25 protein-coding genes are annotated in these 19131 nt (G+C 58.4%); 13 read left to right on the forward strand and 12 right to left on the reverse strand.

Annotation, left to right across the window (positions count from 1 at the left end; translation table 11 throughout):
* Positions 1-81 precede the first annotated feature (81 nt).
* Both VGK48_19180 and VGK48_19185 read right to left on the reverse strand, forming a co-directional pair.
* Complete coding sequence (locus VGK48_19180; protein ID HEY2383303.1) at positions 82-2058, reverse strand: fatty acid desaturase; 1977 nt, start codon at positions 2056-2058, stop codon at positions 82-84.
* Between the two features lie 65 nt (positions 2059-2123).
* Positions 2124-3638 carry a radical SAM protein gene (locus VGK48_19185; protein HEY2383304.1) on the reverse strand — a complete coding sequence of 505 codons (1515 nt, stop codon included), beginning with the start codon at positions 3636-3638 and terminating at the stop codon, positions 2124-2126.
* Positions 3639-3767: 129 nt separating this feature from the next.
* On the opposite strand from VGK48_19185, the gene VGK48_19190 reads away from it, so the two are divergent.
* Positions 3768-5702, forward strand: a complete 1935-nt coding sequence (locus tag VGK48_19190; protein ID HEY2383305.1) for a hypothetical protein — start codon at positions 3768-3770, stop codon at positions 5700-5702.
* 165 nt (positions 5703-5867) lie between these two features.
* On the opposite strand, the gene VGK48_19195 is transcribed toward VGK48_19190, so the two are convergent.
* From VGK48_19195 to VGK48_19205, 3 genes are read right to left on the reverse strand one after another with little or no spacing between them, the layout of a single operon-like run.
* Positions 5868-6860, reverse strand: a complete 993-nt coding sequence (locus tag VGK48_19195) for a class I SAM-dependent methyltransferase (GenBank protein HEY2383306.1) — start codon at positions 6858-6860, stop codon at positions 5868-5870.
* The gene (locus tag VGK48_19200; GenBank protein HEY2383307.1) at positions 6857-7777 is read right to left on the reverse strand and encodes a fatty acid desaturase family protein; all 921 of its coding nucleotides are present in this window, start codon (positions 7775-7777) and stop codon (positions 6857-6859) included. Before VGK48_19200 ends, VGK48_19195 begins: the two co-directional genes overlap by 4 nt.
* Positions 7778-7807: 30 nt before the next feature.
* Positions 7808-8089 carry a coiled coil domain-containing protein gene (locus VGK48_19205; protein ID HEY2383308.1) on the reverse strand — a complete coding sequence of 94 codons (282 nt, stop codon included), beginning with the start codon at positions 8087-8089 and terminating at the stop codon, positions 7808-7810.
* An 18-nt stretch (positions 8090-8107) separates the two neighbouring features.
* Here VGK48_19205 and VGK48_19210 point away from each other — a divergent pair, with 18 nt between their 5' ends.
* Entirely contained in the window at positions 8108-8467 is a 360-nt protein-coding gene (locus VGK48_19210) for a hypothetical protein (GenBank protein HEY2383309.1), read from the forward strand.
* Here the strand turns inward: VGK48_19210 and VGK48_19215 are convergent.
* Both VGK48_19215 and VGK48_19220 read right to left on the reverse strand, forming a co-directional pair.
* Positions 8464-9030, reverse strand: a complete 567-nt coding sequence (locus tag VGK48_19215) for a TMEM165/GDT1 family protein (GenBank protein ID HEY2383310.1) — start codon at positions 9028-9030, stop codon at positions 8464-8466. The two genes, VGK48_19210 and VGK48_19215, sit on opposite strands and share 4 nt — an antisense overlap.
* A 10-nt stretch (positions 9031-9040) precedes the next feature.
* The gene (locus VGK48_19220) at positions 9041-9508 is read right to left on the reverse strand and encodes a putative molybdenum carrier protein (GenBank protein HEY2383311.1); all 468 of its coding nucleotides are present in this window, start codon (positions 9506-9508) and stop codon (positions 9041-9043) included.
* A gap of 4 nt (positions 9509-9512) precedes the next feature.
* Here VGK48_19220 and VGK48_19225 point away from each other — a divergent pair, with 4 nt between their 5' ends.
* Positions 9513-9674, forward strand: coding sequence for a hypothetical protein (locus VGK48_19225; GenBank protein ID HEY2383312.1), 162 nt, complete (start codon positions 9513-9515; stop codon positions 9672-9674).
* Between the two features lie 186 nt (positions 9675-9860).
* Here the strand turns inward: VGK48_19225 and VGK48_19230 are convergent, their stop codons facing one another.
* The 3 genes from VGK48_19230 to VGK48_19240 form a co-directional block, all read right to left on the reverse strand.
* Positions 9861-10061: a hypothetical protein gene (locus tag VGK48_19230; GenBank protein ID HEY2383313.1), complete on the reverse strand. Its 201-nt coding sequence runs from the start codon at positions 10059-10061 to the stop codon at positions 9861-9863.
* Positions 10062-10126: 65 nt separating this feature from the next.
* Complete coding sequence (locus VGK48_19235; GenBank protein ID HEY2383314.1) at positions 10127-10372, reverse strand: hypothetical protein; 246 nt, start codon at positions 10370-10372, stop codon at positions 10127-10129.
* 25 nt (positions 10373-10397) lie between these two features.
* Positions 10398-11996, reverse strand: coding sequence for a TIGR03435 family protein (locus tag VGK48_19240; protein ID HEY2383315.1), 1599 nt, complete (start codon positions 11994-11996; stop codon positions 10398-10400).
* A 248-nt stretch (positions 11997-12244) separates the two neighbouring features.
* On the opposite strand from VGK48_19240, the gene VGK48_19245 reads away from it, so the two are divergent.
* The 7 genes from VGK48_19245 to VGK48_19275 all read left to right on the forward strand — a co-directional run bounded on the left by VGK48_19245 (position 12245) and on the right by VGK48_19275 (position 15931).
* A complete protein-coding gene (locus VGK48_19245; GenBank protein HEY2383316.1) occupies positions 12245-12469 on the forward strand; it encodes a hypothetical protein in 225 nt (74 codons plus the stop codon).
* A 138-nt stretch (positions 12470-12607) separates the two neighbouring features.
* Positions 12608-12835: a hypothetical protein gene (locus tag VGK48_19250; GenBank protein HEY2383317.1), complete on the forward strand. Its 228-nt coding sequence runs from the start codon at positions 12608-12610 to the stop codon at positions 12833-12835.
* Positions 12808-13215 carry a PIN domain nuclease gene (locus tag VGK48_19255; GenBank protein HEY2383318.1) on the forward strand — a complete coding sequence of 136 codons (408 nt, stop codon included), beginning with the start codon at positions 12808-12810 and terminating at the stop codon, positions 13213-13215. Before VGK48_19250 ends, VGK48_19255 begins: the two co-directional genes overlap by 28 nt.
* Before the next feature lie 68 nt (positions 13216-13283).
* Positions 13284-13859 carry an RNA polymerase sigma factor gene (locus VGK48_19260; GenBank protein HEY2383319.1) on the forward strand — a complete coding sequence of 192 codons (576 nt, stop codon included), beginning with the start codon at positions 13284-13286 and terminating at the stop codon, positions 13857-13859.
* Positions 13856-14320: a hypothetical protein gene (locus tag VGK48_19265; protein ID HEY2383320.1), complete on the forward strand. Its 465-nt coding sequence runs from the start codon at positions 13856-13858 to the stop codon at positions 14318-14320. Before VGK48_19260 ends, VGK48_19265 begins: the two co-directional genes overlap by 4 nt.
* A complete protein-coding gene (locus VGK48_19270; protein HEY2383321.1) occupies positions 14317-14940 on the forward strand; it encodes a Spy/CpxP family protein refolding chaperone in 624 nt (207 codons plus the stop codon). Before VGK48_19265 ends, VGK48_19270 begins: the two co-directional genes overlap by 4 nt.
* Positions 14941-15010: 70 nt before the next feature.
* Positions 15011-15931, forward strand: coding sequence for an MBL fold metallo-hydrolase (locus VGK48_19275; GenBank protein HEY2383322.1), 921 nt, complete (start codon positions 15011-15013; stop codon positions 15929-15931).
* 131 nt (positions 15932-16062) lie between these two features.
* Here the strand turns inward: VGK48_19275 and VGK48_19280 are convergent, their stop codons facing one another.
* Positions 16063-16398 carry a luciferase family protein gene (locus tag VGK48_19280; protein ID HEY2383323.1) on the reverse strand — a complete coding sequence of 112 codons (336 nt, stop codon included), beginning with the start codon at positions 16396-16398 and terminating at the stop codon, positions 16063-16065.
* A 79-nt stretch (positions 16399-16477) separates the two neighbouring features.
* Between VGK48_19280 and VGK48_19285 the strand changes: the two genes are divergently transcribed.
* From VGK48_19285 to VGK48_19295, 3 genes are read left to right on the forward strand one after another with little or no spacing between them, the layout of a single operon-like run.
* Entirely contained in the window at positions 16478-17671 is a 1194-nt protein-coding gene (locus VGK48_19285) for an amidohydrolase family protein (GenBank protein ID HEY2383324.1), read from the forward strand.
* Positions 17652-18179, forward strand: a complete 528-nt coding sequence (locus tag VGK48_19290) for a DUF456 domain-containing protein (GenBank protein ID HEY2383325.1) — start codon at positions 17652-17654, stop codon at positions 18177-18179. Before VGK48_19285 ends, VGK48_19290 begins: the two co-directional genes overlap by 20 nt.
* A gap of 22 nt (positions 18180-18201) precedes the next feature.
* Positions 18202-18525 carry a 4a-hydroxytetrahydrobiopterin dehydratase gene (locus VGK48_19295; protein ID HEY2383326.1) on the forward strand — a complete coding sequence of 108 codons (324 nt, stop codon included), beginning with the start codon at positions 18202-18204 and terminating at the stop codon, positions 18523-18525.
* Positions 18526-18622: 97 nt separating this feature from the next.
* On the opposite strand, the gene VGK48_19300 is transcribed toward VGK48_19295, so the two are convergent.
* Positions 18623-18820 (reverse strand): DUF2283 domain-containing protein, encoded by a 198-nt coding sequence (locus VGK48_19300; protein HEY2383327.1) that lies wholly within the window; start codon positions 18818-18820, stop codon positions 18623-18625.
* Between the last annotated feature and the right edge of the window lie 311 nt (positions 18821-19131).

Raw genomic sequence — 19131 nt, forward strand, 5'->3', positions numbered from 1 at the left:
GGGCGCCTCAAGACTTCGTTTTTGCGCCCCATCTGCGTCATCCGCGTCATCTGCGGCTAAAACCTTTTGTGCTTTTTGTGGTTATTCCCCTAACCCCGGTTTTCGCAGAATCATAGCCATATTGGACGAGCGGCCCGTCAGCATCACATTGAGCGTGTCGACGGCCGTGAAGAATCCGCCGCGCAGCACCATCCATACGCCCGATTTCAGGAAGCGATGATCGGAAGGGAAAAGCGCATCGCAAACCCGGCGCGGCAGAAATCCTATGAACAGCGAATGCAGAGTCCAGATCCAGAACTGGCTGTTGGTCGAGAAAGAGGTTTCGAGGTGTTCGAAGCCGGCCCGCTTCGCGGCGCGAGTCGCGCTCTCTGAATTGAACAGCACCCAGTGACGCGGTACGTGCAGGCCGCCCCAATGCCGTCCGAAAAGACGCGATTCCCAGGTTTGCGTGTTCGGCGTGATGAAGACCGTGATGCCGCCCGGTTCGAGCAGGTCATAGATCTTCTTCAAATAGGACAACGGAGAGCCGACATGCTCGATCAGATGGGAACTGTGGATGAAATGGAACTTCATATCCGCAGATGGCGTGAACTCTTCAATCCGGACAGCATGCGCCTCAAATCCGCGCTGGCGGCAAATCGCCACCGCCCGCGCCGACATATCCACGCCCACGCCGCGGATGCCGTGGACCTGATACATGGATTCGAGAGCCATTCCGAAGCCGCAGCCGATATCGAGCCAGCGCGTCTCCGGCGTCAGCTTCAAATGTTTCTCGATCGGGCGGATGCGCTGCTTGAACAGCCACAGACTGAGGTGGTGAAAGATGCCTTTCTTCGCTTCCTCAACGTTGACGGCGGAACTCGCTTCGAGAATATTCGAGTAATAGTTCGGCGGATAAATCGTGCCGAGCTCCGCATCAGCAGGGCGGGGATCGAGGTACCAGGCGCTGCATTCGAGGCATTCCACCAGGTTGAAGGTATCGTTCGTCGTGTTGTAATACTCGTGTTCCTGCACCTTATAAAGCGGCCGCTTCCGGGTCGAGTCGCACAAGGGACAGTGAGGAACATCTGTCTTCGCGATGCCGTGCGCTGCGGGCCGCGCGTACCACGCCGCATCATCAACGCGCTGATGTGCGAGCTTCAGGATGTTGCTCGTAAAGGAACGTTCGAGGCCGAATCGCGGGTCGGAAAAGACCTCGTGATCCACCAGTCTCCGGTGCACGACGGGAAGATATTGATAGTTGATCTGCGGCCACAGGTGGTGTTCAACGTGATAGCCGAAATGGATCTTGCAGAGAAACAGCCGGTCGAACAGATTCGTTCCCACGGTGCGGACAAATGGGCCCCTGGTTCCCAGGAAGTACGGAGAATCCGGATCGCCGCCGATCGACTGCGGAGGCTGGTGTTCGGTGATCGCCCGGAAGTTGAGGAAGAGCATCTGAAGCGTCAACAGAGGCGCGAGCCACAGGAAGAAATAGGCCAGGGGATGGATCTGCCAAAGCGCGGCAAAAATGAGAGCTTGAGTGATGAGCAGCGGAGGCAGCATTTCGAGCAGATCTGGTCCGGAGGCTTCCTGCGCGGCCGATTCCTCTTTCATGTAGTGCAGCACGGCGGATATATGGTCGAAGTATTCGAGCATCGTCAGCTTTTTGAAGATTTCGCCCCACAGCCGGATGCCGCGGATGTCTCTCCGGTAAATCGTTTTCGTATCTTCATCCGTGCTGTAGAAGCGGTGATGCAGGAAGTGCCGTTGCCGGAACAACGTGAAGGGAATGCCGCCGGGCGCGGAGAAGAGCCAGGTGCCGAGAAAATCATTGAGCCGGCGGTTCCCCGGCACGACGTTGGAATGAATGAACTCGTGCGCCACCAGCCCGAGGCCATGCTGTCCGCCCGCGATGAGCAGCGCCGCGATGAGATAAGTGACGATACCGGGCGACCAGACGAACAGACAGATTCCCGCGAGAATCTGCAGCCAGACCAATCCGAAATCCACAAACTGCCGCCAGGCCACAGGCTTCCGGTAAAGCTTGATTTCGGCCGGCGAGAGGATCTCTTCCATAGGAGGGATTTTAGCCCGATTTCAATATGGTGTGTGAGCGACCCCCTGCCGCCGCTTTGCGGCGGCTAATTGGCGCCCACGAATCGCGGCTGGCTTTGTTTGCGTTGTGTTTCGGCGCTGCTCAAGCCTTTGTCATCAGCGGCATAAAGCCGGGACAACGGCACAAGGTCCTCGGGAAGCGCTTCGAATTCGCGTCTCTTCCTCCACAGGAAGAAGCGGACGAAATCGCGAAATTCCATGACGAGGTTTTTCCAGGGCATTAGCCGGATCAGCCGGAGACAGCGGCGCGGGCTTAGAACGAAAAAGCGGATGTATGCGTTTTTTCGGACCTTTTCCATGTCGACGCCGTAGGCGCGGCTGTACCACGACTGTTTGGTGTTGTATTCCGTCAACGTCTGGGATTCAAGCGCCGCGGCGTCTTCCTGGAGCGCGAGATCGTAAAGCGGAGTGCCCGGCTGGGGCACGACGTTGAAGAAATACGCCTGGCTGATTTCGCCGCTCACCGCGTAATCGATGGTGGCCTTGATTTCCTCCATCGACTCCGAAGGGAAGCCCAGCATGAAGAAACCGCGTACCAGGACGCCGCGCTGGGACATCCAGTGGATGCCCTGATTCGCTTTGTCGGCGCGCAGGTGTTTCTTGATCAGTTCCTGCAAGCGGGGCGTTACCGTTTCGATCGCAACACACGCCGCATACGTTCCGGCGCGCGTCAGAGCCTCGCAGCCTTCTTCGTCGAGGATGTCGAAGCGAAGGCCGTTGGGAAACGTGATGTGCATTTTGAAGGGCTCGATGGCCCGGCACACGGCCTTCATTCGCGGAGGATTCATGTTGAAGATGTCGTCGACAATCTGCAGTTCGTCGACGCCCATGCTTTGCAGCATCTGGACCTCGGCTGCAACGTTTTCCGGTGAACGGAACCGGAATCTCTTGCCGAAGATATCGTGGCAATACGTGCACAGGTACGGACAGCCGCGCGACGTGAAGATCGTTGCGTATCGTTTGCCTTTCAGCAGCGACATGAAATTCCGGACTTTGGCGTATTTGTCGAAATCGATCAGGTCCCAGGCCGGCAGCGGTATCGCGTCGACGTCTTCAACAACGCCGGCAGGCTTCTTTCCACCCAGGTTCAAAATGTCGGCGTTATTCGTGTAATTCTCGCCGGGAGCGGGGCGCCAGGTCAGGCCGACGATATCGTCCATCGTCTGGTCTTCAAAGAACCAGCGCTTGCATGCAAGCGGGAAGGACCAGTCGGCTTCGCCGTCGAAAATCCAGTCGAAGACACCGGTGGCGCAGATCTTCCTCGTGTTGCGGTGGGCGAAAGGGCCGCCGAGCGCAACAATGGTTCCCGGGAATTCGTTCTGCGTCATCAACGCGAAGCGTCCCGATTCTTCCGCTTCCCAATTCAACGCCGACAGGCCAACCACGTGCGGACGAAACTCTTTCATCACCTCGCGGGCATCGAAATAGCGCAATCGATCGACAAGCAGGTCGATCAGACGGATCTCGACCTTGTCGCTGAACATCTGCCGCAGCGTCGAGGCCAGATAAAGCAGACCCAGCGGCGGCGAAGCGATCCGCATGTGCGTTGGCTGATAGGGTTTAACCAGTAATACCCGAAGTGTTTCACCTGTAGACACAGTCATCGCAGCGTCCTTTCAGGGGTTGACGGACGCAGATTACCCAAAACCGCCTCGGTAAAGCAATGTAAAATGCCGAATTTCATGGCCAAGCGAAACAAGCGTCCGGCAGCGGTAATCGAGCGTCCCGCAAGGGTTAAGACGCCTCGCGCCGCCGGTTTCTGGCCGGACGTGGGGAACCTTGCCGTGCTGGCCGGACTGGCAATCGCGCTGGCTTATAACTCGTGGGACAAGTGGCCGGACCCCATCATCGATTTCGGCCGCGAACTGTACCTGCCGTGGCGTATCACCCAGGGCGCGGTTCTCTTCAAAGATGATCTGCATCTGTATGGACCGTTGTCGCCCTATTTGAACAGTTTGTTCTTTCGCATCGGCGGCGTCGGGTTGGCGACGCTGGTGGTGGCTAACGTCGTCATATACGCCGCGATTCTGGGTCTTCTGTACTACACCGTCCGTTTGAGTTGGGGACGCTGGGCGGCGTTCGCATCATCCGCATTTTTCGTCGGTGTGTTTTCGTTTTCGCATCTCGTGAGCATCGACAACTACAACTTCCTGACGCCGTACTCGCATGAGATGACGCACGGAACCTTGCTGCTGCTGGCGCTGGTTCTAGCGCTGCGCCGCGTCGTGCTTCGGGCGGATTCGATCGCGACCGCAGGAGCGGGATTGCTTGCCGGGATGTCGCTGCTGCTCAAACCGGAAATCATCTTTGCCGCAGCCGCGGTGACGGCAACGGCGGCATTGCTGATGGTGGTTCGGGAGTTTCGCGCGCCGCGCTGGCGCGCCTGGGTCCGGCTGGCGGGAGTTTTTGTTGCCGGCGCGCTCGTGCCGGAAATCGTGTCGGGAGCGCTCTTCTGGTGGCGCGGTGGTGTGCCGCCGGTCGACGCGCTGCGGTTTACAAACACGGCGTGGTTGAATGTTCTGAAGGCAGCCGTCCTGACGAAGGACCCGTTTCAACTCGCCGCTCTCGGCCTCGACCATCCGTGGCAGAACCTCGCTCTGGAGGTTCTGTGGGGCGGCGGAGCCGTTCTTCTCGCGGGCGCGCTGGCGTGGGGTATCGGGCTATTCAAGAGAGGGACCGTGCTGCACAAGGTCGTTGTCGTTGCTGCTGTGTTGGCAGCCGGAGCGGCGGCGACGCGGGTTTCGTGGATCAATGCCGGTTATGCGCTGCCCCTGATCTTGCTGGCTGGTCTTCTGATTGAAATGATCAGAATACGTTCTGCGAAGCTCGTCGATGATCGCGCCATCGCGAGACTTCTTTTGTGGACGGCGGCGGCAGCCATGCTTGCCCGCATGGCCTTGAGCCCGCGAATTTTTCACTACGGGTTTGTGCAGGCCGCTCTTGCCGGCTCTGTCGGCGTCGCGATCCTGATCGCGGCAGTGCCGGTGTTCTTTAAACTCGACGGCGGCGCGATGCGATGGCATCAGGCGCTGGTGACGGTTCTGATCGCTGGAACCATCGGTGCGGCGGTATCGAATTCCAACTTCTTCTATTCCTATCACACGCTGCAGATCGGGAACGGACCGGACCGCTTTTACGGGTTCGATCAGAATGCCGATGCTTCCGGTCTGCTCGTCGAACAGGCGCGCGCGTATCTGGAAAAAGATGCGATCGACAATAGCGTCCACTCGCTGCTGGTTCTGCCCGAAGGCGTGATGCTCAACTACCTGACGCGGATACCAAATTCGATTCCGTATTTCTTTTTTGCGCCATTTGTTCTGGCGGACGGCCGCAATGAAGACATCATGCATCGGCTGAATGCCGCGCCGCCGGACCGGATTGTCGTGATTTCGCGGGATATGCGGGAATTCGGGGTCGGCCGGTTCGGGGATTCGCCCGAGCATGGGCAGATGCTGCTGGAGTTCATCAACCGGAATTACAAACCGGTGTACTCATACGGTTACGCCGATCCGCTGGATCCGGAAAGGTTCGGGTTTGCGGTGTTTGCGAATAAGGGACATTCCCCGCCTTTTCAAGGCGGGGTGCCCGAGCGATCAAATCGTTAGAACGCGAGGGCGGGGTGGTTGGTAACGAACCGCGAAGCGCACGTTATTTGTTGATGGAAGTTACTAACCGCCCCGTCTGCGCCGCTAAGGAACGGGACCATTTTTTTAATGCGCAGCCACCCCGCCTTTGAAAGGCGGGGAATTGTTGCCCACCTTGACTTCATCCTACCCGCGCTTCCGCAACACAAAATCCATGTGACAGGTTCTCGAAAACATCGCCTCCACCACCGCCACCGGCATGGCGGCGATGATCAGCGGCGGGTACAGCGGTTCATGAATATGATGAAACTGCCGGCCTCGCCAGTTCGCCCACAGGTGCAGAAACGAAAGCGCCCACTGCGTCGCGCCGGAGATCGAGCTCGCAATCTTCACCACCTCGAAACCGGCCTTCTCCGCATGTCTCCGCAGCGTGCGATCCGAAAACAGCACGAAGTGTTGCGGCGCGTGCCACTGATTCCAGAGGTCGCCCCACACGCGGCGTCCCAGCGAATCGACGTTCGGCGTCTGCCCGATCAACACGCCGCCCGGCACGAGAATCTGTCGAATGGATTCCAATACCGCGCTCGCATCCGCGACGTGTTCGATCACATGGAACAGATGCACGACGCCGACGCTGGCCGCCGCGACATGCTTCCCGATCGTTTTCTCGTCGCAGGCATACGCCTCAATACCGCGCGGCCTCAATTCCTGGAGCGGTCCCGCCGTGATGTCCGTTCCGATCATCCTGTAGTTGCAGCCCAGGTCCTGGAGCAACGACAACCACGTTCCGCTGCCGCAGCCGTAGTCCAGAAGCGTCCGGTTTCCGGCCGGCATGAATCGCGCAATCTCCTGAAGCTTTCGCCGCGCCACACCCTGCGCCAGCTTTTTCATGATGAGTCCGCGCTCGTCGTAACTTTGAAAACACTTGTAGGTTTCGGGATAGTAGCAGCTCACGTCGCCGGGATCCGGGCGTTCCCGAAGATAAACCAATCCGCAGTGCAGGCATTGGACGAATGTAAAAGTCAGTCCGCGAAACGCGAGAGGCAGTTCGTCTGCAAGTTCGCAATCGGTCAGCGGGCCGGTCAAAGTTTTGCTGTCGGACGAGCCGCAGTACTCGCACGTCACCGTCACCAGAGGCCGGGGAGTGCGTCCGGTGATCTCGAGCGGCATCGTCGTCATGCTTGCGGACGCAGTTGCCGCAAATGGGCGAAAAAAGCGTTGGTATAGCCAGGGCGGACGGTGAAGGGATACAGCCCGAAGCGCTGGAGATAGGCCTCCTTACCGCGCGGCAGATTGTAATGAGGAACGGAGGGATGCGCGTGGTGAAGCGCATGGTAGTTGAAGTGAGACGGCGCCACGAAGAATCGCTCGAGTGGTCCGGCGTGAATGTCGCGCAGGCGGTCTTCCGGCGTGGCGTCATCGCAAACAACGACATGCTCGATCAGCGCGCGGAAATTGGCAAAAAAGCCGGCGAAGGTCGCCAGCGGCAGCAGCCAGAGCAGGGGATAAACCCACCATTGGCCGGTCGCCGCCGTCATCGCACCGAACAGCACGCCCTGAGACACGGCTACACGCCAGAGTTCGGACGGAACATTTGCCGACTCGATTGTGATGCGCGGCCGTCCTCGCTTCGCCACGCTGAGAAGCGTCGAGAACAGCAGCCGGCCGAAAAGCAACGACGCCAGGTACGCCAGCAGCCGGGCGGGAGTTTCGCGATCGCGGCTGGTGTAATTGATCCAATCCGGATCATAGTCGTGGCCGACCTCCCGATGATGCCGGAGGTGGCGTTCGCGGTCGTGATAATAAAGGATGCCGAGGGGGTAGGCGTAAAACCATGCCGCAATCGCATGGTTCGCGCGGCGGGACCGGAAAAGCAGGCCGTGCCAGCCCTCGTGCGCCAGTGTCGCCAGCGCATTCTGGCGGCCGCCGATAATTATGATCGCCAGCAGGTAAGCATAGGCGCGATCAACAAGATGCGCGGCCGCCGCGGCGCCCGCAATGATTCCCCAGGTGAGGACAGAGTCCGCGAATGTCCTGCTTTTTGAAGGGACCGAAAGGGCCTGGACGGCGTCCCGGTCGATGGTCTGGGTCGTCATGGCTGGGCGGATTATAGCAGTCCGGTCGCTCTACGGCTTCGGGCGTGATTTGAATCGTGTGGCCGCCTGCGTGAAGGATCTCTGCAGTTCGTCCCAAGCCTTTTCGATACCTGGTTTCAGATCCTCCCAGGCTTCGGCGCTGGTCTTTTTCAGTTCCTCGAGCCGCTCCTGCGCGGCCTTCAATTTCGGGCGGAGCGTTTCAGCTTCTTTTCCGGCGGCGGTCTCCAGTTTGTGAATCAGGTCGTTGATTTGAGCGACGAGTTCGGCGAGTTGCTCCTCCAGAGGTATGCGATTCCGTTTATCATCAGACATAAGGGTAGGATATCAGATATGGACCGGCTTTCTCCGGAGACGCGGCGGGAGATCGACAGGCAGATGGACAGCGCGGCGCAGCGTACAGCAGCGGTTACGGCGGCCTTGTTGCGTTACGCGAAACGGGCGCTTTGGATTGTTCCTCTTCTGATTATTGTTGCCTTCCTCGCCGACTACGTGACGTTCCGCGCGAGCGGACAGTCCCTCGGAACGGTCAGTGTCCGGCGTTACTACACAGTCGGCCTGAAGAACGGAAAAACAGAGTTCTATTACGTCGATCCGGAAAATCAGACCTGCGCGAACTCGATCTTTCCGCACCTGGGCTACTCGCCGTGCTGGTATCTCCGCCGGCACAACACGAAGGAAATCAGTATTTAAGCTCGGATCAGAAGCACGATCCCGGCGCCAGCGAAGACAATCGCTGCCAGCCGTTGCAGGAATTTCGGCTGCAGACGGCGTCCGGCGAAATGCCCGGCGAGAGCGCCAATGCCGGTGACAGTCCACAGCGCCAGTGTCGCCGAGATGAAGATGGTGACCGGCGCTGCATACTGAGCCGCCAGTGTCGCCGTGGCGAGCTGCGTGAGGTCGCCCCATTCCGCGAGGAAGATCACCACAAATGCCGACCCGGCGGATTTCAGAAATCCGTCGCGGCGTGTGATCCCGGCGTCTTCATCCGTCGCATCGCGCCGCCACATGAGAACCGCAAGAACGAGAAAGACCAGACCGGCGCCGATGTGAACGACTCTCTGGGGAAGCGCGCTCAAGAGCCGCCCGAATGTGACGGCGACCAGACTCTGCACGACAAAAGCGCCGGCTGCTCCCAGGAAAACCGCGAGCGGATTCGCGCGTGAGGCGAGAAGCAGAGTTGCAAATGACGTTTTGTCCGGAAGTTCTGAGATGAAGATCAATGCGAACGTCGAGCCGAAGAGCTGCCACTGCACCAGCCAAAGTCTAGCCGCAAATGGCGGCGAGGAGAAAGCTCCGCGTGAATCCGGCTATGCCCGGGCTCTGCGATTCACGATTACCGGCGACATTGAGTATTTGAATATGGTGATGAGCCAGCCACTGCCCGAAGGCAGCCGCATCGGCTTGGTGATCGGGATAGCCGACCAGAAACAGGGGCTTGTTCATCTGCACCGCCACATTATATGTAAGCCTGCTGCCGCCGTTCTGGTACGGCCCGATCAGGAGTGTCCCATCCGACCGCGCGATGTTTTCCCTGGTGCGGGCCGCGTATCCTTCGCTCCCGCATTCCATCAGCCCAAAACTCCGCAGCAGCGCCTCTTGAGGTCCGTTTTCGGTAAGCCATCCACGCGGCGCGAATCCTCCGGTCGCGATTCCGATCTCGCGCGCCGCCAGCAGCGCTCCCCTGTCGGCCCCGGTCTGTCCGCCGCTGACGAGTTTTTGAAGAGGGAACATGAGAATGTCAGCGGATCGCCGAGCGGACGGCTTCGAGTACCTTCTGATCGCTGGGGAATCGGATCCAGCCCTTTTGAGCGACCAGTTGATCCCCGACCCAAACGGTGAACTCGCCCGTTTTCCCGAAGACCGTCTCAGCGTCGATGCCGAGTTCATTCTTAAGTAACGCCGCTACCCGAGCAGCGCGAGGACCATAGGACGCTCAAATGCGGCAATGGCGGATAACGACTTTCATATCCTTAATTATAGCGTGAAAGGGGCGGCTGCCCTTTGTCTGGAACCTAACTCGATACCCGAATAGAGCGGCGGAGCCTGGAAGCCTCACTAATGCGGGAGAATCAGCTTGAACCTGCTACGGCATTTTCGTGGCCAGTCTCGTGGCAAACGCGCGGAGCAGGTCCGAGCTGTCTTTGTACTTGAACGGATCCGCGCCGCCCTGGATCAGGGCGCAGGCTGTATGTTTGCAGAATAAGATCGACTGGCCGTTCGGATCCCAGACTGCTTCGTCGCCGATCCCGCTTATAGCGCTTACCTTGTGTATGCCGTCGAGCATTTGTTTCTCGCTCTGGAAGGCCTGGTGAGCGACGGCAGCGGCCGGCGCAATCCGGAAACTGATCCTCAGCGTGTACGGGATGGCGCCAGGGTGGTGAAGGTACAGCTTTGAAGCTGGACCGGCGATCCCGCCACTGATGCCGGCGCGTTGTCGCCTTTCGCGACTGTACTTGCTGCGTGGAGTTCGGTGGCCGCCTCTTGCGGCGTAATCAATGAGCAGTAGTTGGTCTCCGCAAACAATCGCGCCGGCGTCATGGCAAGCGCAATCGCGAAGACGAGAAGCAACAGGCGATTCGAGGCGATCCTGAACATGGTATTTCCTCCCAGGCCGCAATTATTAGTTCTCGGTCGGCTTGGTTTCCATGTGATCGATCACGAGGACGGGATAAGGCTGTTTCTTGACATCAAGCTTCAGGCCCAACCGTTGAACGCCTTCGAACAGACTAAGTGCGCCGTTCGGCTCGGATGCGCCTGCGCCTGCCGGCCCTTGTCCACGCTGCCCACCCTCGAAGTTCGCGCGCGGCGTCCAGGAAAGCGCGAAGTCAAAGCCCCCTTCGAGGCCCGAGGCATCGACTGCGGGATGATCCACATAGGCCGGCGCCATCGCTGGTAATTTGTCGGCGAGCTGGGCGAGTGTAGTGTTCTGACATGTGAGTGTGGCCGTAGGAATCCCGAACGAGTTGGCCGCAACAGTGCGTTTACAGGTGGATCTGCTGTTGGGATCGGCTTGCTTGAGGCGTGCATCTTTCTTCTGGAGAGTCAGGGCGTACACATTAATGGGCTGGTCCTCGATGTGGTACTTGATTTTGAAGCGGTCGATCAACAGCGTTCGCAGCATGGCGAGGATCGTATCCGCATCGACGTCCGTGCCGGACAAGGCAACATCGGAAGGCGCCTTGGCGACGATATCGTATTTATCGGTTTCCAGGAACTTCGGTCCTGAGAGTAAATCCGCGGCGTTGCCGGCCCCCTGATTGTTCGGACCAGCGAGACCCAGGGAAACCAGCATCAGTTGTTTGAGCGTGAGTCCCTGCAGATCAATCCTTCCGCCGGGCTGGAGGCCGCCGCGCACCGGGCTGTTCGGCGCAGACGGTTTGAATTCCGCGACCTCGAATTCGGTGGCCACCACCGGCACCAGTTTTTCGATTCCCGCAACATTGTCGGTCGGTTTGCGGGTCACACTGTCCACAACCATTGTGGCCACGGCGCGTTTCTGCTGTTCCAGTTTGATTCCAAGCTGCTTCTCGAAGGCTTCCTTGACGGGAATGGCGTCTTTGCCCGCCGCGGCAATGGCGCCGATATTGGTCCACGTGATCTGTAAATCCCAATTTCCTTCGATACCCGTCATGTCGCCAACTGGACTGTCGTAAGTGCCCGGCTCCATCTGCCGCACGATCTGGGCTAAAACGGCCATACTGACGTTTGTGCAAACGAGCGTCGTGTTCGGTGCAGTTCCCGGCTGCCCGTTGCAATTGGTCGGTCCGCCCTTCGCTTCTTTCATCTGAGGACCCGGTTTTCCCGCCGTTACCGCTGTCATCGTCCACGCATTCATAGGCTTATCTTCGTTATGGCTGACCAGCTTGAAGCGATCGGCCAGTAACGAACGCAGCATCAGCTTGGTATTCGCCGGCGTGACCGAGGTGGGCGCTTTGGCGAGGATATCGAACCGATCCGTTTCCAGCCAGAACGGGCCGCCGGTCACTTTTTCTGCGTCAATCCCGTAAGCATTCGAAATGAGATCCAGCATGGTCGCGTTCTTGAACTGGTACCGTCCACCACGCGCGAATCCGCCCAGCGACTGCACGTTCGGATTCGGATTCTTTGGACTCGAATGAACGTCCGCTGCCTCAAAAGAGGGGGGCTTTTCCGGAGTTTGGCCGTATGCCAATCCGGAAAGCGCGGTAAGTAACAGAATCTGCGTGGTTATGGTCTTCAAGTCGGGACCTCCATCATGCACTTTACGGAAATGCGTGGGGAAAGTTTCGCAAATTTCCTGTGAAATGCAACCCCGGAAAATTCAATTTACAGAAACTAAAGCGGCCCCGGGTTCATCGCGGCTTGTAAACCTTCGTTGCAGAGTGAAAATGCCCGTGATGTTCGGAGCATGCTTCTCGGCCTGTCTCCGCCAAACAGGCTTTCTTGGAAGGGCGCCGCCGCGGACGACAGGGTTTCCAGCGCCTTCTGATGAACCATGCTGAGACGGCTGACGACATCGTGCTGGGCGGTGCCAAAGGCAGGGCCATCGCTCCGGCCTATCCGTACAACCTTGCCAGCTTGTCCGGGCTCACTCGCCTCGCCATCGATGAGAGCCACCTCAAAGGAACCCCTTCACTCGCGCATGGAATCCATCTCCTGCCGGATCGCCTTCTTGAAATGAGAGACGAAACGGGCAAGCATTTCGAGAGATGATGACGGCTTCGGATTCTCCATACGCTCAAGTGCAATCTACAACCTGATGGCAAACCCGTCGAGCTGGAATTACGATCCTCTCGCACCCGATTGTGCGAATTACGCATAGATCTGTGAAATTCAAAGTATGATATTTGTATGCATAAAGCGCGAGTTACCGTGACGGTCCGTAAAGAACTCCTCGCCAAAGCGGAAAGACAGGTGAAGCGGGGCAAGGCGCGATCATTGAGCGCCTGGGTGGACGCGGCGATTGAGGAGAAGGCTCAACGGGAGGACATCGCTGCGTTGCTGGCGGAGATGAAGGCCGAGAACGGTCCGCCAACCGTCCAGGATGAAGCGTGGGCACGCGCCGTTCTCGGCCTGTAGGCCCCCCGGAAGTCGTGCTCGACAGCGGCGCGTTGATTGCCTTCGAGCGGAATGACAAGAAGGTCCGGACGTTGGTTGAGTTGGCATACCAGCACGGCCGCACGCTGCATGTGCCTGCTGGCGTCGTAGCTCAAGTCTGGAGGGACGGCCGTACACAGGCACGCCTCGCCCGCCTGCTGGGATCGAACCTTGTGGTAGTGCGGGCACTCGATCGGGCCGAGGCTCAGGCAGCAGGTGTGGTTTGCGGGCAGAGCCGTCAAGATGACGTGGTAGATGCGAGCGTCGTCCTGCTCGCACGCCACCTCCGCGCCCGCGTCGTGACGAGCGATCCGGATGATCTGCAGGTTTTGGATCCAACCATCGAATGTATTCGCTGCTGAGAATTGTGCGAAAACTAAAAGCAGATTGCTGTTAACCCGGCTCGCCCGGGTTGCGTCTATTCAGCTGGATGGAACCGAATGCCGCCAGATCGGGGTTGGCCATGCTCAGCATGGAGACGTCTTCGGCCGAAACGCGCAATTTCGACGAGGTGGTGCAACTTCACCGGGCACGTGTCTTCCGTTTCGTTCTGGCGTCCGTTCGTGACAGGCCGGTGGCGGAAGACCTGACGCAGGAGTGCTTCTGGAAGGCATATAAAGGATGGAAGCGTTTCCGGGGCGACTCGAGTGTCAACACCTGGCTGATGCACATCGCGGTCAATGTCGTAAAAGACTTCGCGCGAAGCCGCCGGATTCAATTCTGGCGGCGGGCTCCGTCGGTCGATCCGGTGAGCATCGAGAGCTGGCTGCCGGACTCCGGCAGGTCTCCCGAAGCGAACGTCATGCTTCAGGAAAACGTCCGGGCGATCTGGACGGCGGCCGAAAGCGTATCGCCGAAGCAGCGGACAGCATTCCTCCTGCGGTTCGTGGAAGGAATGGAAATGCTCGAAATCGCCGAAGTGATGGGCATCAGCGAGAGCGCCGTCAAAGTGCATCTGTTTCGAGCAGTGCACGCCGTGCGGAAAAGACTGAGGATAACCGTATGAACAACCATTTAACTTCAGAACAAATATCCAGCTGGCTGATCGGCGAGAAGACTTCGGAAGAAGAAAATCACTTGCTCGGTTGCGCTCAATGTACCGCCGAACTGGACGCCGTCCGGCACGCCTTCTCGGAATTCCGGAATTCCGCCGTGGATTGGGCCGATCGCGAGCGCGCCGGCGTGGTTCCGAGTATCGCCGGCCTGGGTCGCGCGTCTCACCGGGCTGCTGTGCGGCATTTGCGTCTGCTGGCCGCGGCAGCGCTGGTACTTGTTGTGACTGTGGTTCCCATTTACAGGAAGTCGATCGAACAGCAGCATGAAGCGGAAGCCATGCGGGAATCCGCGCTCGACGCCGAATTGCTGGAGAGAGTGAACGCCCATCTTTCACAGACTGTGCCGGTATCGCTACAACCGTTGACGGCGCTGGCGTCTGCTGCAAGCGGGAAAAACGAGGGAGAACGATGAAACGACTGGTGATCATTATTGGATGGATAGTACTCGCGGCGACGGTTCCTGTTTGTGCGCAGTCACCGTTCGAGCCGGCTTTTGCGCAATCGATCGACGATCTGAACGGGAGATTGACGACGCAACTGGCCCAGCTTCAGACGTCGTTTGGTATCGCTTCGGCGAGAAATGAGCCGACCGCCGCACTCCAGACCGGGCTTCAGGGGACATGGTGGCGCGAGGCCCGCTGGATTCAGATGCTGGGCCTGACGCCGGATCAGCAGAAAAAAATGGACGACGCGTTTCGCCAGAACCGGATCAAACTGATCGACCTCACGGCCACACTCGAAAAAGCGGAACTGTTGCTGGAGCCGCTGGTCGAGAATATCCACGCCGGTGACGAGGGGAAGATCCTGGCTCAGATCGACGATGTCGCCAACGCCCGCGCCGAACTGGAAAAGACCAACGCCCGGATGCTGCTCGCAATCCGTCAGGTGCTGACACCGGATCAGTGGGAGAAGCTGCCGAAGAACAATAACGCGTTCGGGATTCACCTGAATAACGGAAGGGTCATACGGAATGGCGTTGCGCCGGCTCCGCCGGTTCCGCCGAGCATCCCGGCCACACCCGACAAGAAGTAACTGTAGGCGCGGTCGATGACCGGCCTCCGCGTGTTAGAATCAGGCCTCATTTCTGATAGAGAGGTCGATCATGCGAAAACGAATTGTCAGCCTGTTGGTTATTGCGGCGATGCAGGTGGCATTTGCCGGTGTTCCTGCAAACGCTCAGGGCCGTGGTGGCCGCGGCAATGCTGCGGATCCCGTCAAACAGGCGATGCAGATCAAGCCGGATCTCTGGTACATCGCCGACGGCGGGGCCAATTCTGTCGTCGAGGTTACTCCGGAAGGACTGATTCTGGGAGACACCAAAAATCCGGGCGAGGACATCGAGACCGCCTTCATCGGGCAGATCAAAGCGATTTCGCCCATGCCGGTCAAATACGTCTTCAACACCCATCCCCACGGCGATCACATTTCTCACAATCAATATTTCATCGATCATGGCGCGACGGTCGTCGGTCTCAAGCACCTGAAGGAAGTCTGGGAGGCCGGGAACCTCAACAGCACGCCGGGCAAGCCGTCAGTCCTGTTCGACAAAGACTATGATCTGAAATTCGGCGGCGCCGAAGTCGAAGCGCACTATTTCGGTTCGGCCCACACCGATGCGGACACGATCGTCTACTTCAAGACGAAGAAGTTCGTGATGCTTTCCGACCTGGTCAACTTTGCGAACGCAAGCCCCGGTATCAGCGGCGCCAACGCCGTCCAGGTGCCCGGAATACTCGACAAAGTCCTGAAGCTGGACTTCGATCAGGCCATCGCCGGCCGCGGCCCGCTTCTGACCAGAGCCGAGGTGCAGGCATACCAGAAGACCTGGGACACGTTCATGACGCGTGTGAAGGATGCCGTCAAGGCCGGCGCCACGAAGGAGACCCTCGCCTCGCAGGTCAAGCAGGACGATCTGGTCAGTCCGAATCTGAAGGCTCCCTGGGCATTCAACGCGAATTTCTTCGGCCAGCTGTTCGATGCCTTGAAATCCAATCCCAACGGCGAGCCGAGAATGGCGAACTAGGATTTCTCAATGTCCAATGTCAAACGTCCCATTTTGACATTGGACATATTTGACGAACGCTGTTAAAGACGGCTTGTCTTCGTGGTGGAAGGAGACGCCTTCTTCGCCCCAGCCCCACCACTTCATGTGCTTCACGAATTCTCCCCTTTGCGCGACAGCCACGGCCGGATGTAGTTCATCCGGAAGAGCTCGATAATATCTTCGGCATCCTCTTCGCGCTGGAAGTAGCGCGTGACCCATCCCGACTGCGGGTGCAGGTAGTGCAGGCAGGCCTTGCCCGACGCTACGAGCTTCTCGCGTATCCGCACGGGAAAGGGCAAATCGGCGAAGCGGTTTTCATGCAGATGGCCGATTTCGCGGCTGTGGACCCGGAAGAAAATAATCCCACCGCGATGGCCTTCGACGGTGACGTCCGGCCAGGAAGCGACCTCCTGTTGAATTCGTGCGGAAAGGGTGTCGTCCAGCATTGCGGTCTGTATATCATACGCGTTCTTTTGACCTTGGATTCGCGCTGGTATAAAGTCCACTGACCCGGAGGAGAAACGAATGAGACGAATTGCCCTGACGATGATTATCGGTCTGACGCTCGGCGCGCTTACGCCTTTGTCCGCGCAGGATCTCACCATCACCAATGCCCGGATCGTTGTCGGTAACGGCAACGTTATCGACCGCGGATCGATCGTTGTGCGCGGCGGAAAAATCGTTTCGGTCAGTGCGGGAGCGCCGTCCTCTGTCAGTGGCAAGACGATCGACGCGAAGGGCATGAGCGCGATGCCCGGTTTCATCGATGCGCACAAGCACATCAACACGGGTCCCAATGAAAAGGCGCAGATGCAGGCGCTGCTCGAAGCCGGTTACACGACGATCCTGTCCGGCGGCGGCCCGGCCGAAGGCAACATCACGCTTCGCGATCACATCGAGAAGGGAGTGATCAATGGTCCACGCATTATTCCATCGGGTTCCGTGAGACTTGCCAACAACACTCCGGAAATGGCTCGCGAACAGGTGAAAAAGATGGCGGAGTTGGGCGTCAAGTTTACCGGCGAAATCTCATTGACTCCCGAACCGGGGCCCAGCGCGCAGGAGATCGAAGTTCTTAAAGCCGTCGTCGATGAGGGAAAGAAAGACGGCGTGCTGATTCAGGTCCATGCCGTCAGCACGCCCGCCATGATGGCTGCGATCGATGCCGGCGTCCGGCTGCTCGTGCATGTTCCGAACAAAGACTGGGTGTCGCACGCCAACGCTGAAAAGCTGGCGGCCAGCGGGACGAAGATACTGGCAACGATCGGCTTCGGCGCTCCTATCTTCGGAGTCTTCGAGCAGGACGACAAGCCGCGCTTCCGCGACGGAAAGCCCTGGCCCGAGTCGATCAGCGGCGCCGACAAGGTGGACGGCGTTGCAGTCGGTCAGGAAGCCGGCTTCACTGAAGTCAATTCAAGAACGATCTGGGATGCGGGCGGGATGCTCGGCTACTGCACGGATTCCGGCTACGATGCGCTGGCAGGACTGGAACACGAGTTGAAGACCTATAACGTGATGTTCTCGATGCAGGACATCGTCAAGCTCATGGGGCCCAACACCGCATCCTATATTCAGATGGGCGACCAGCTCGGCACGCTGGAACCGGGCAAACTGGCGGACATTGTCATTCTGGACGGCAACCCGATGGAGGGCTATTGGAATTGGTTGAAGGCCAGAGTCGTCCTCAAAGGCGGCGTGGTTGTCGTGGATAAGCGTTAGCGAACACGTCCTGCTTTTCGCAGGGATGATCTTCGGCCTGCTCTCGATTCCGTTCGGTTTGCCCGGCACGATCATCATCCTGAGCGCAATCTTGATTTACGCGCTCGTGACGCATTTCAATGCGGGCATCGGCATCCCGCTGTTCGTCGTGCTGTGCGTCATGACGCTCGTGGCCGAAACTGCCGATCACTGGCTCAGCGCGATCGGCGCGCGGCGCTATGGCGCTTCCACTTCTTCGATCTGGTTGTCGTTCGTTGGCGGGATTGCGGGAGCGCTGATGATCGGCGGTCCGCTGGCGGTTGTGCTCGGGCCTCTCGGTCCGATTGCCGGTGGATTCGCAGGCGCCTTCGCCATCGTTGTCGTGCATGAGCTCTATCTCCGGAAGAACTGGGCGGAGGCTCTACGCGCGGGCTGGGGTACGCTGGCCGGGCGGATGGCCGGGATGATTTTGAAAGTCGTCATCTCGGCCGCGATGATTATTTCAGTTGCCGTCGCGATGTTGTTCTAAGCTGATAATTGGAGGTTTTCTTATGGGACTCTCGGAAAAGACATGCGTACCATGCCGTGGTGGTGTTCCTCCCCTCACCGCCGAACAGATCCGTCCGCTGGCTGCTGAAGTGAAGGACTGGAACGTGGTGAACAATCACCACGTCGAACGAGAGTTCAAGTTTCCGGATTTCAAAACCGCTTTGGACTTCACGAACAAAGTGGGAGCGATTGCCGAGGAGCAGGCCCATCATCCGGACATCGTTCTCACCTGGGGGAAGGTCGGCGTGAAGATCTGGACGCACAAGATCGATGGCCTCACCGAAAGCGATTTCATCCTCGCCGCGAAAATCGATAAAGCGGCTTAGCCGGCGCCGACGGGGCGGTTAGTAAATTCCATCAAACTCCCCGCCTGAGTCAGGCGGGGAGTTTGGTATCTGCTGCATATTCAGCCCATGGTTCGCTTCAGGCAGGCACTTGTTCGAAGGAAAAGTCCGGGATGTCGACTCGCTGACTGGCATGTTCGATTGTGATGCCGCATAACTGTCCCTCACCATCAAGATCGGGCAGCGTGTTCTCGTCCAGATCTCGCGTTTCGGCGACTTCAACGGACCGAAGTTGGATGTACAGGGTGTCGGTGTCCTGAAAATGCTTAATCTTTATGGAATGAATGACCGGTCAAAAAACGCATTGTGGACCGTTTGTCCATCTGACAGAAGTTCCCGCAGGTACCTCCCGCCAGCCTCTGGTATTTGCACCCAACACCAGAATAGAAAAAGCTCTCTGGCTTACCGTGGAAGGTAAGGCAGAAAAGAAAAAAGTATCTGGCTTACCGCGGGAGGTAAGGCAGAGAAGAAAAAAGTATCTGGCTTATCGCGGGAGGTAAGGCAGAGAAGAAAAAAGTATCTGGCTTACCGCGAGAGGTAAGGCAGAAAAGAAAAAAGTATCTGGCTTACCGTGGAAGGCAAGGCAGA

This window comes from Terriglobia bacterium (assembly GCA_036496425.1).
Classification (GTDB): domain Bacteria; phylum Acidobacteriota; class Terriglobia; order 20CM-2-55-15; family 20CM-2-55-15; genus 20CM-2-55-15.

Bases quoted from the DNA above. Each gene is read 5' to 3' on its own strand.
- VGK48_19180 (HEY2383303.1), bottom strand. From the start codon at position 2,058: ATGGAAGAGATCCTCTCGCCGGCCGAAATCAAGCTTTACCGGAAGCCT.
- VGK48_19185 (HEY2383304.1), bottom strand. From the start codon at position 3,638: ATGCGGATCGCTTCGCCGCCGCTGGGTCTGCTTTATCTGGCCTCGACG.
- VGK48_19190 (HEY2383305.1), top strand. From the start codon at position 3,768: ATGCCGAATTTCATGGCCAAGCGAAACAAGCGTCCGGCAGCGGTAATC.
- VGK48_19195 (HEY2383306.1), bottom strand. From the start codon at position 6,860: ATGACGACGATGCCGCTCGAGATCACCGGACGCACTCCCCGGCCTCTG.
- VGK48_19200 (HEY2383307.1), bottom strand. From the start codon at position 7,777: ATGACGACCCAGACCATCGACCGGGACGCCGTCCAGGCCCTTTCGGTC.
- VGK48_19205 (HEY2383308.1), bottom strand. From the start codon at position 8,089: ATGTCTGATGATAAACGGAATCGCATACCTCTGGAGGAGCAACTCGCC.
- VGK48_19210 (HEY2383309.1), top strand. From the start codon at position 8,108: ATGGACCGGCTTTCTCCGGAGACGCGGCGGGAGATCGACAGGCAGATG.
- VGK48_19220 (HEY2383311.1), bottom strand. From the start codon at position 9,508: ATGTTCCCTCTTCAAAAACTCGTCAGCGGCGGACAGACCGGGGCCGAC.
- VGK48_19225 (HEY2383312.1), top strand. From the start codon at position 9,513: ATGTCAGCGGATCGCCGAGCGGACGGCTTCGAGTACCTTCTGATCGCT.
- VGK48_19230 (HEY2383313.1), bottom strand. From the start codon at position 10,061: ATGCTCGACGGCATACACAAGGTAAGCGCTATAAGCGGGATCGGCGAC.
- VGK48_19235 (HEY2383314.1), bottom strand. From the start codon at position 10,372: ATGTTCAGGATCGCCTCGAATCGCCTGTTGCTTCTCGTCTTCGCGATT.
- VGK48_19245 (HEY2383316.1), top strand. From the start codon at position 12,245: ATGAACCATGCTGAGACGGCTGACGACATCGTGCTGGGCGGTGCCAAA.
- VGK48_19250 (HEY2383317.1), top strand. From the start codon at position 12,608: ATGCATAAAGCGCGAGTTACCGTGACGGTCCGTAAAGAACTCCTCGCC.
- VGK48_19260 (HEY2383319.1), top strand. From the start codon at position 13,284: ATGGAACCGAATGCCGCCAGATCGGGGTTGGCCATGCTCAGCATGGAG.
- VGK48_19265 (HEY2383320.1), top strand. From the start codon at position 13,856: ATGAACAACCATTTAACTTCAGAACAAATATCCAGCTGGCTGATCGGC.
- VGK48_19270 (HEY2383321.1), top strand. From the start codon at position 14,317: ATGAAACGACTGGTGATCATTATTGGATGGATAGTACTCGCGGCGACG.
- VGK48_19275 (HEY2383322.1), top strand. From the start codon at position 15,011: ATGCGAAAACGAATTGTCAGCCTGTTGGTTATTGCGGCGATGCAGGTG.
- VGK48_19280 (HEY2383323.1), bottom strand. From the start codon at position 16,398: ATGCTGGACGACACCCTTTCCGCACGAATTCAACAGGAGGTCGCTTCC.
- VGK48_19285 (HEY2383324.1), top strand. From the start codon at position 16,478: ATGAGACGAATTGCCCTGACGATGATTATCGGTCTGACGCTCGGCGCG.
- VGK48_19295 (HEY2383326.1), top strand. From the start codon at position 18,202: ATGGGACTCTCGGAAAAGACATGCGTACCATGCCGTGGTGGTGTTCCT.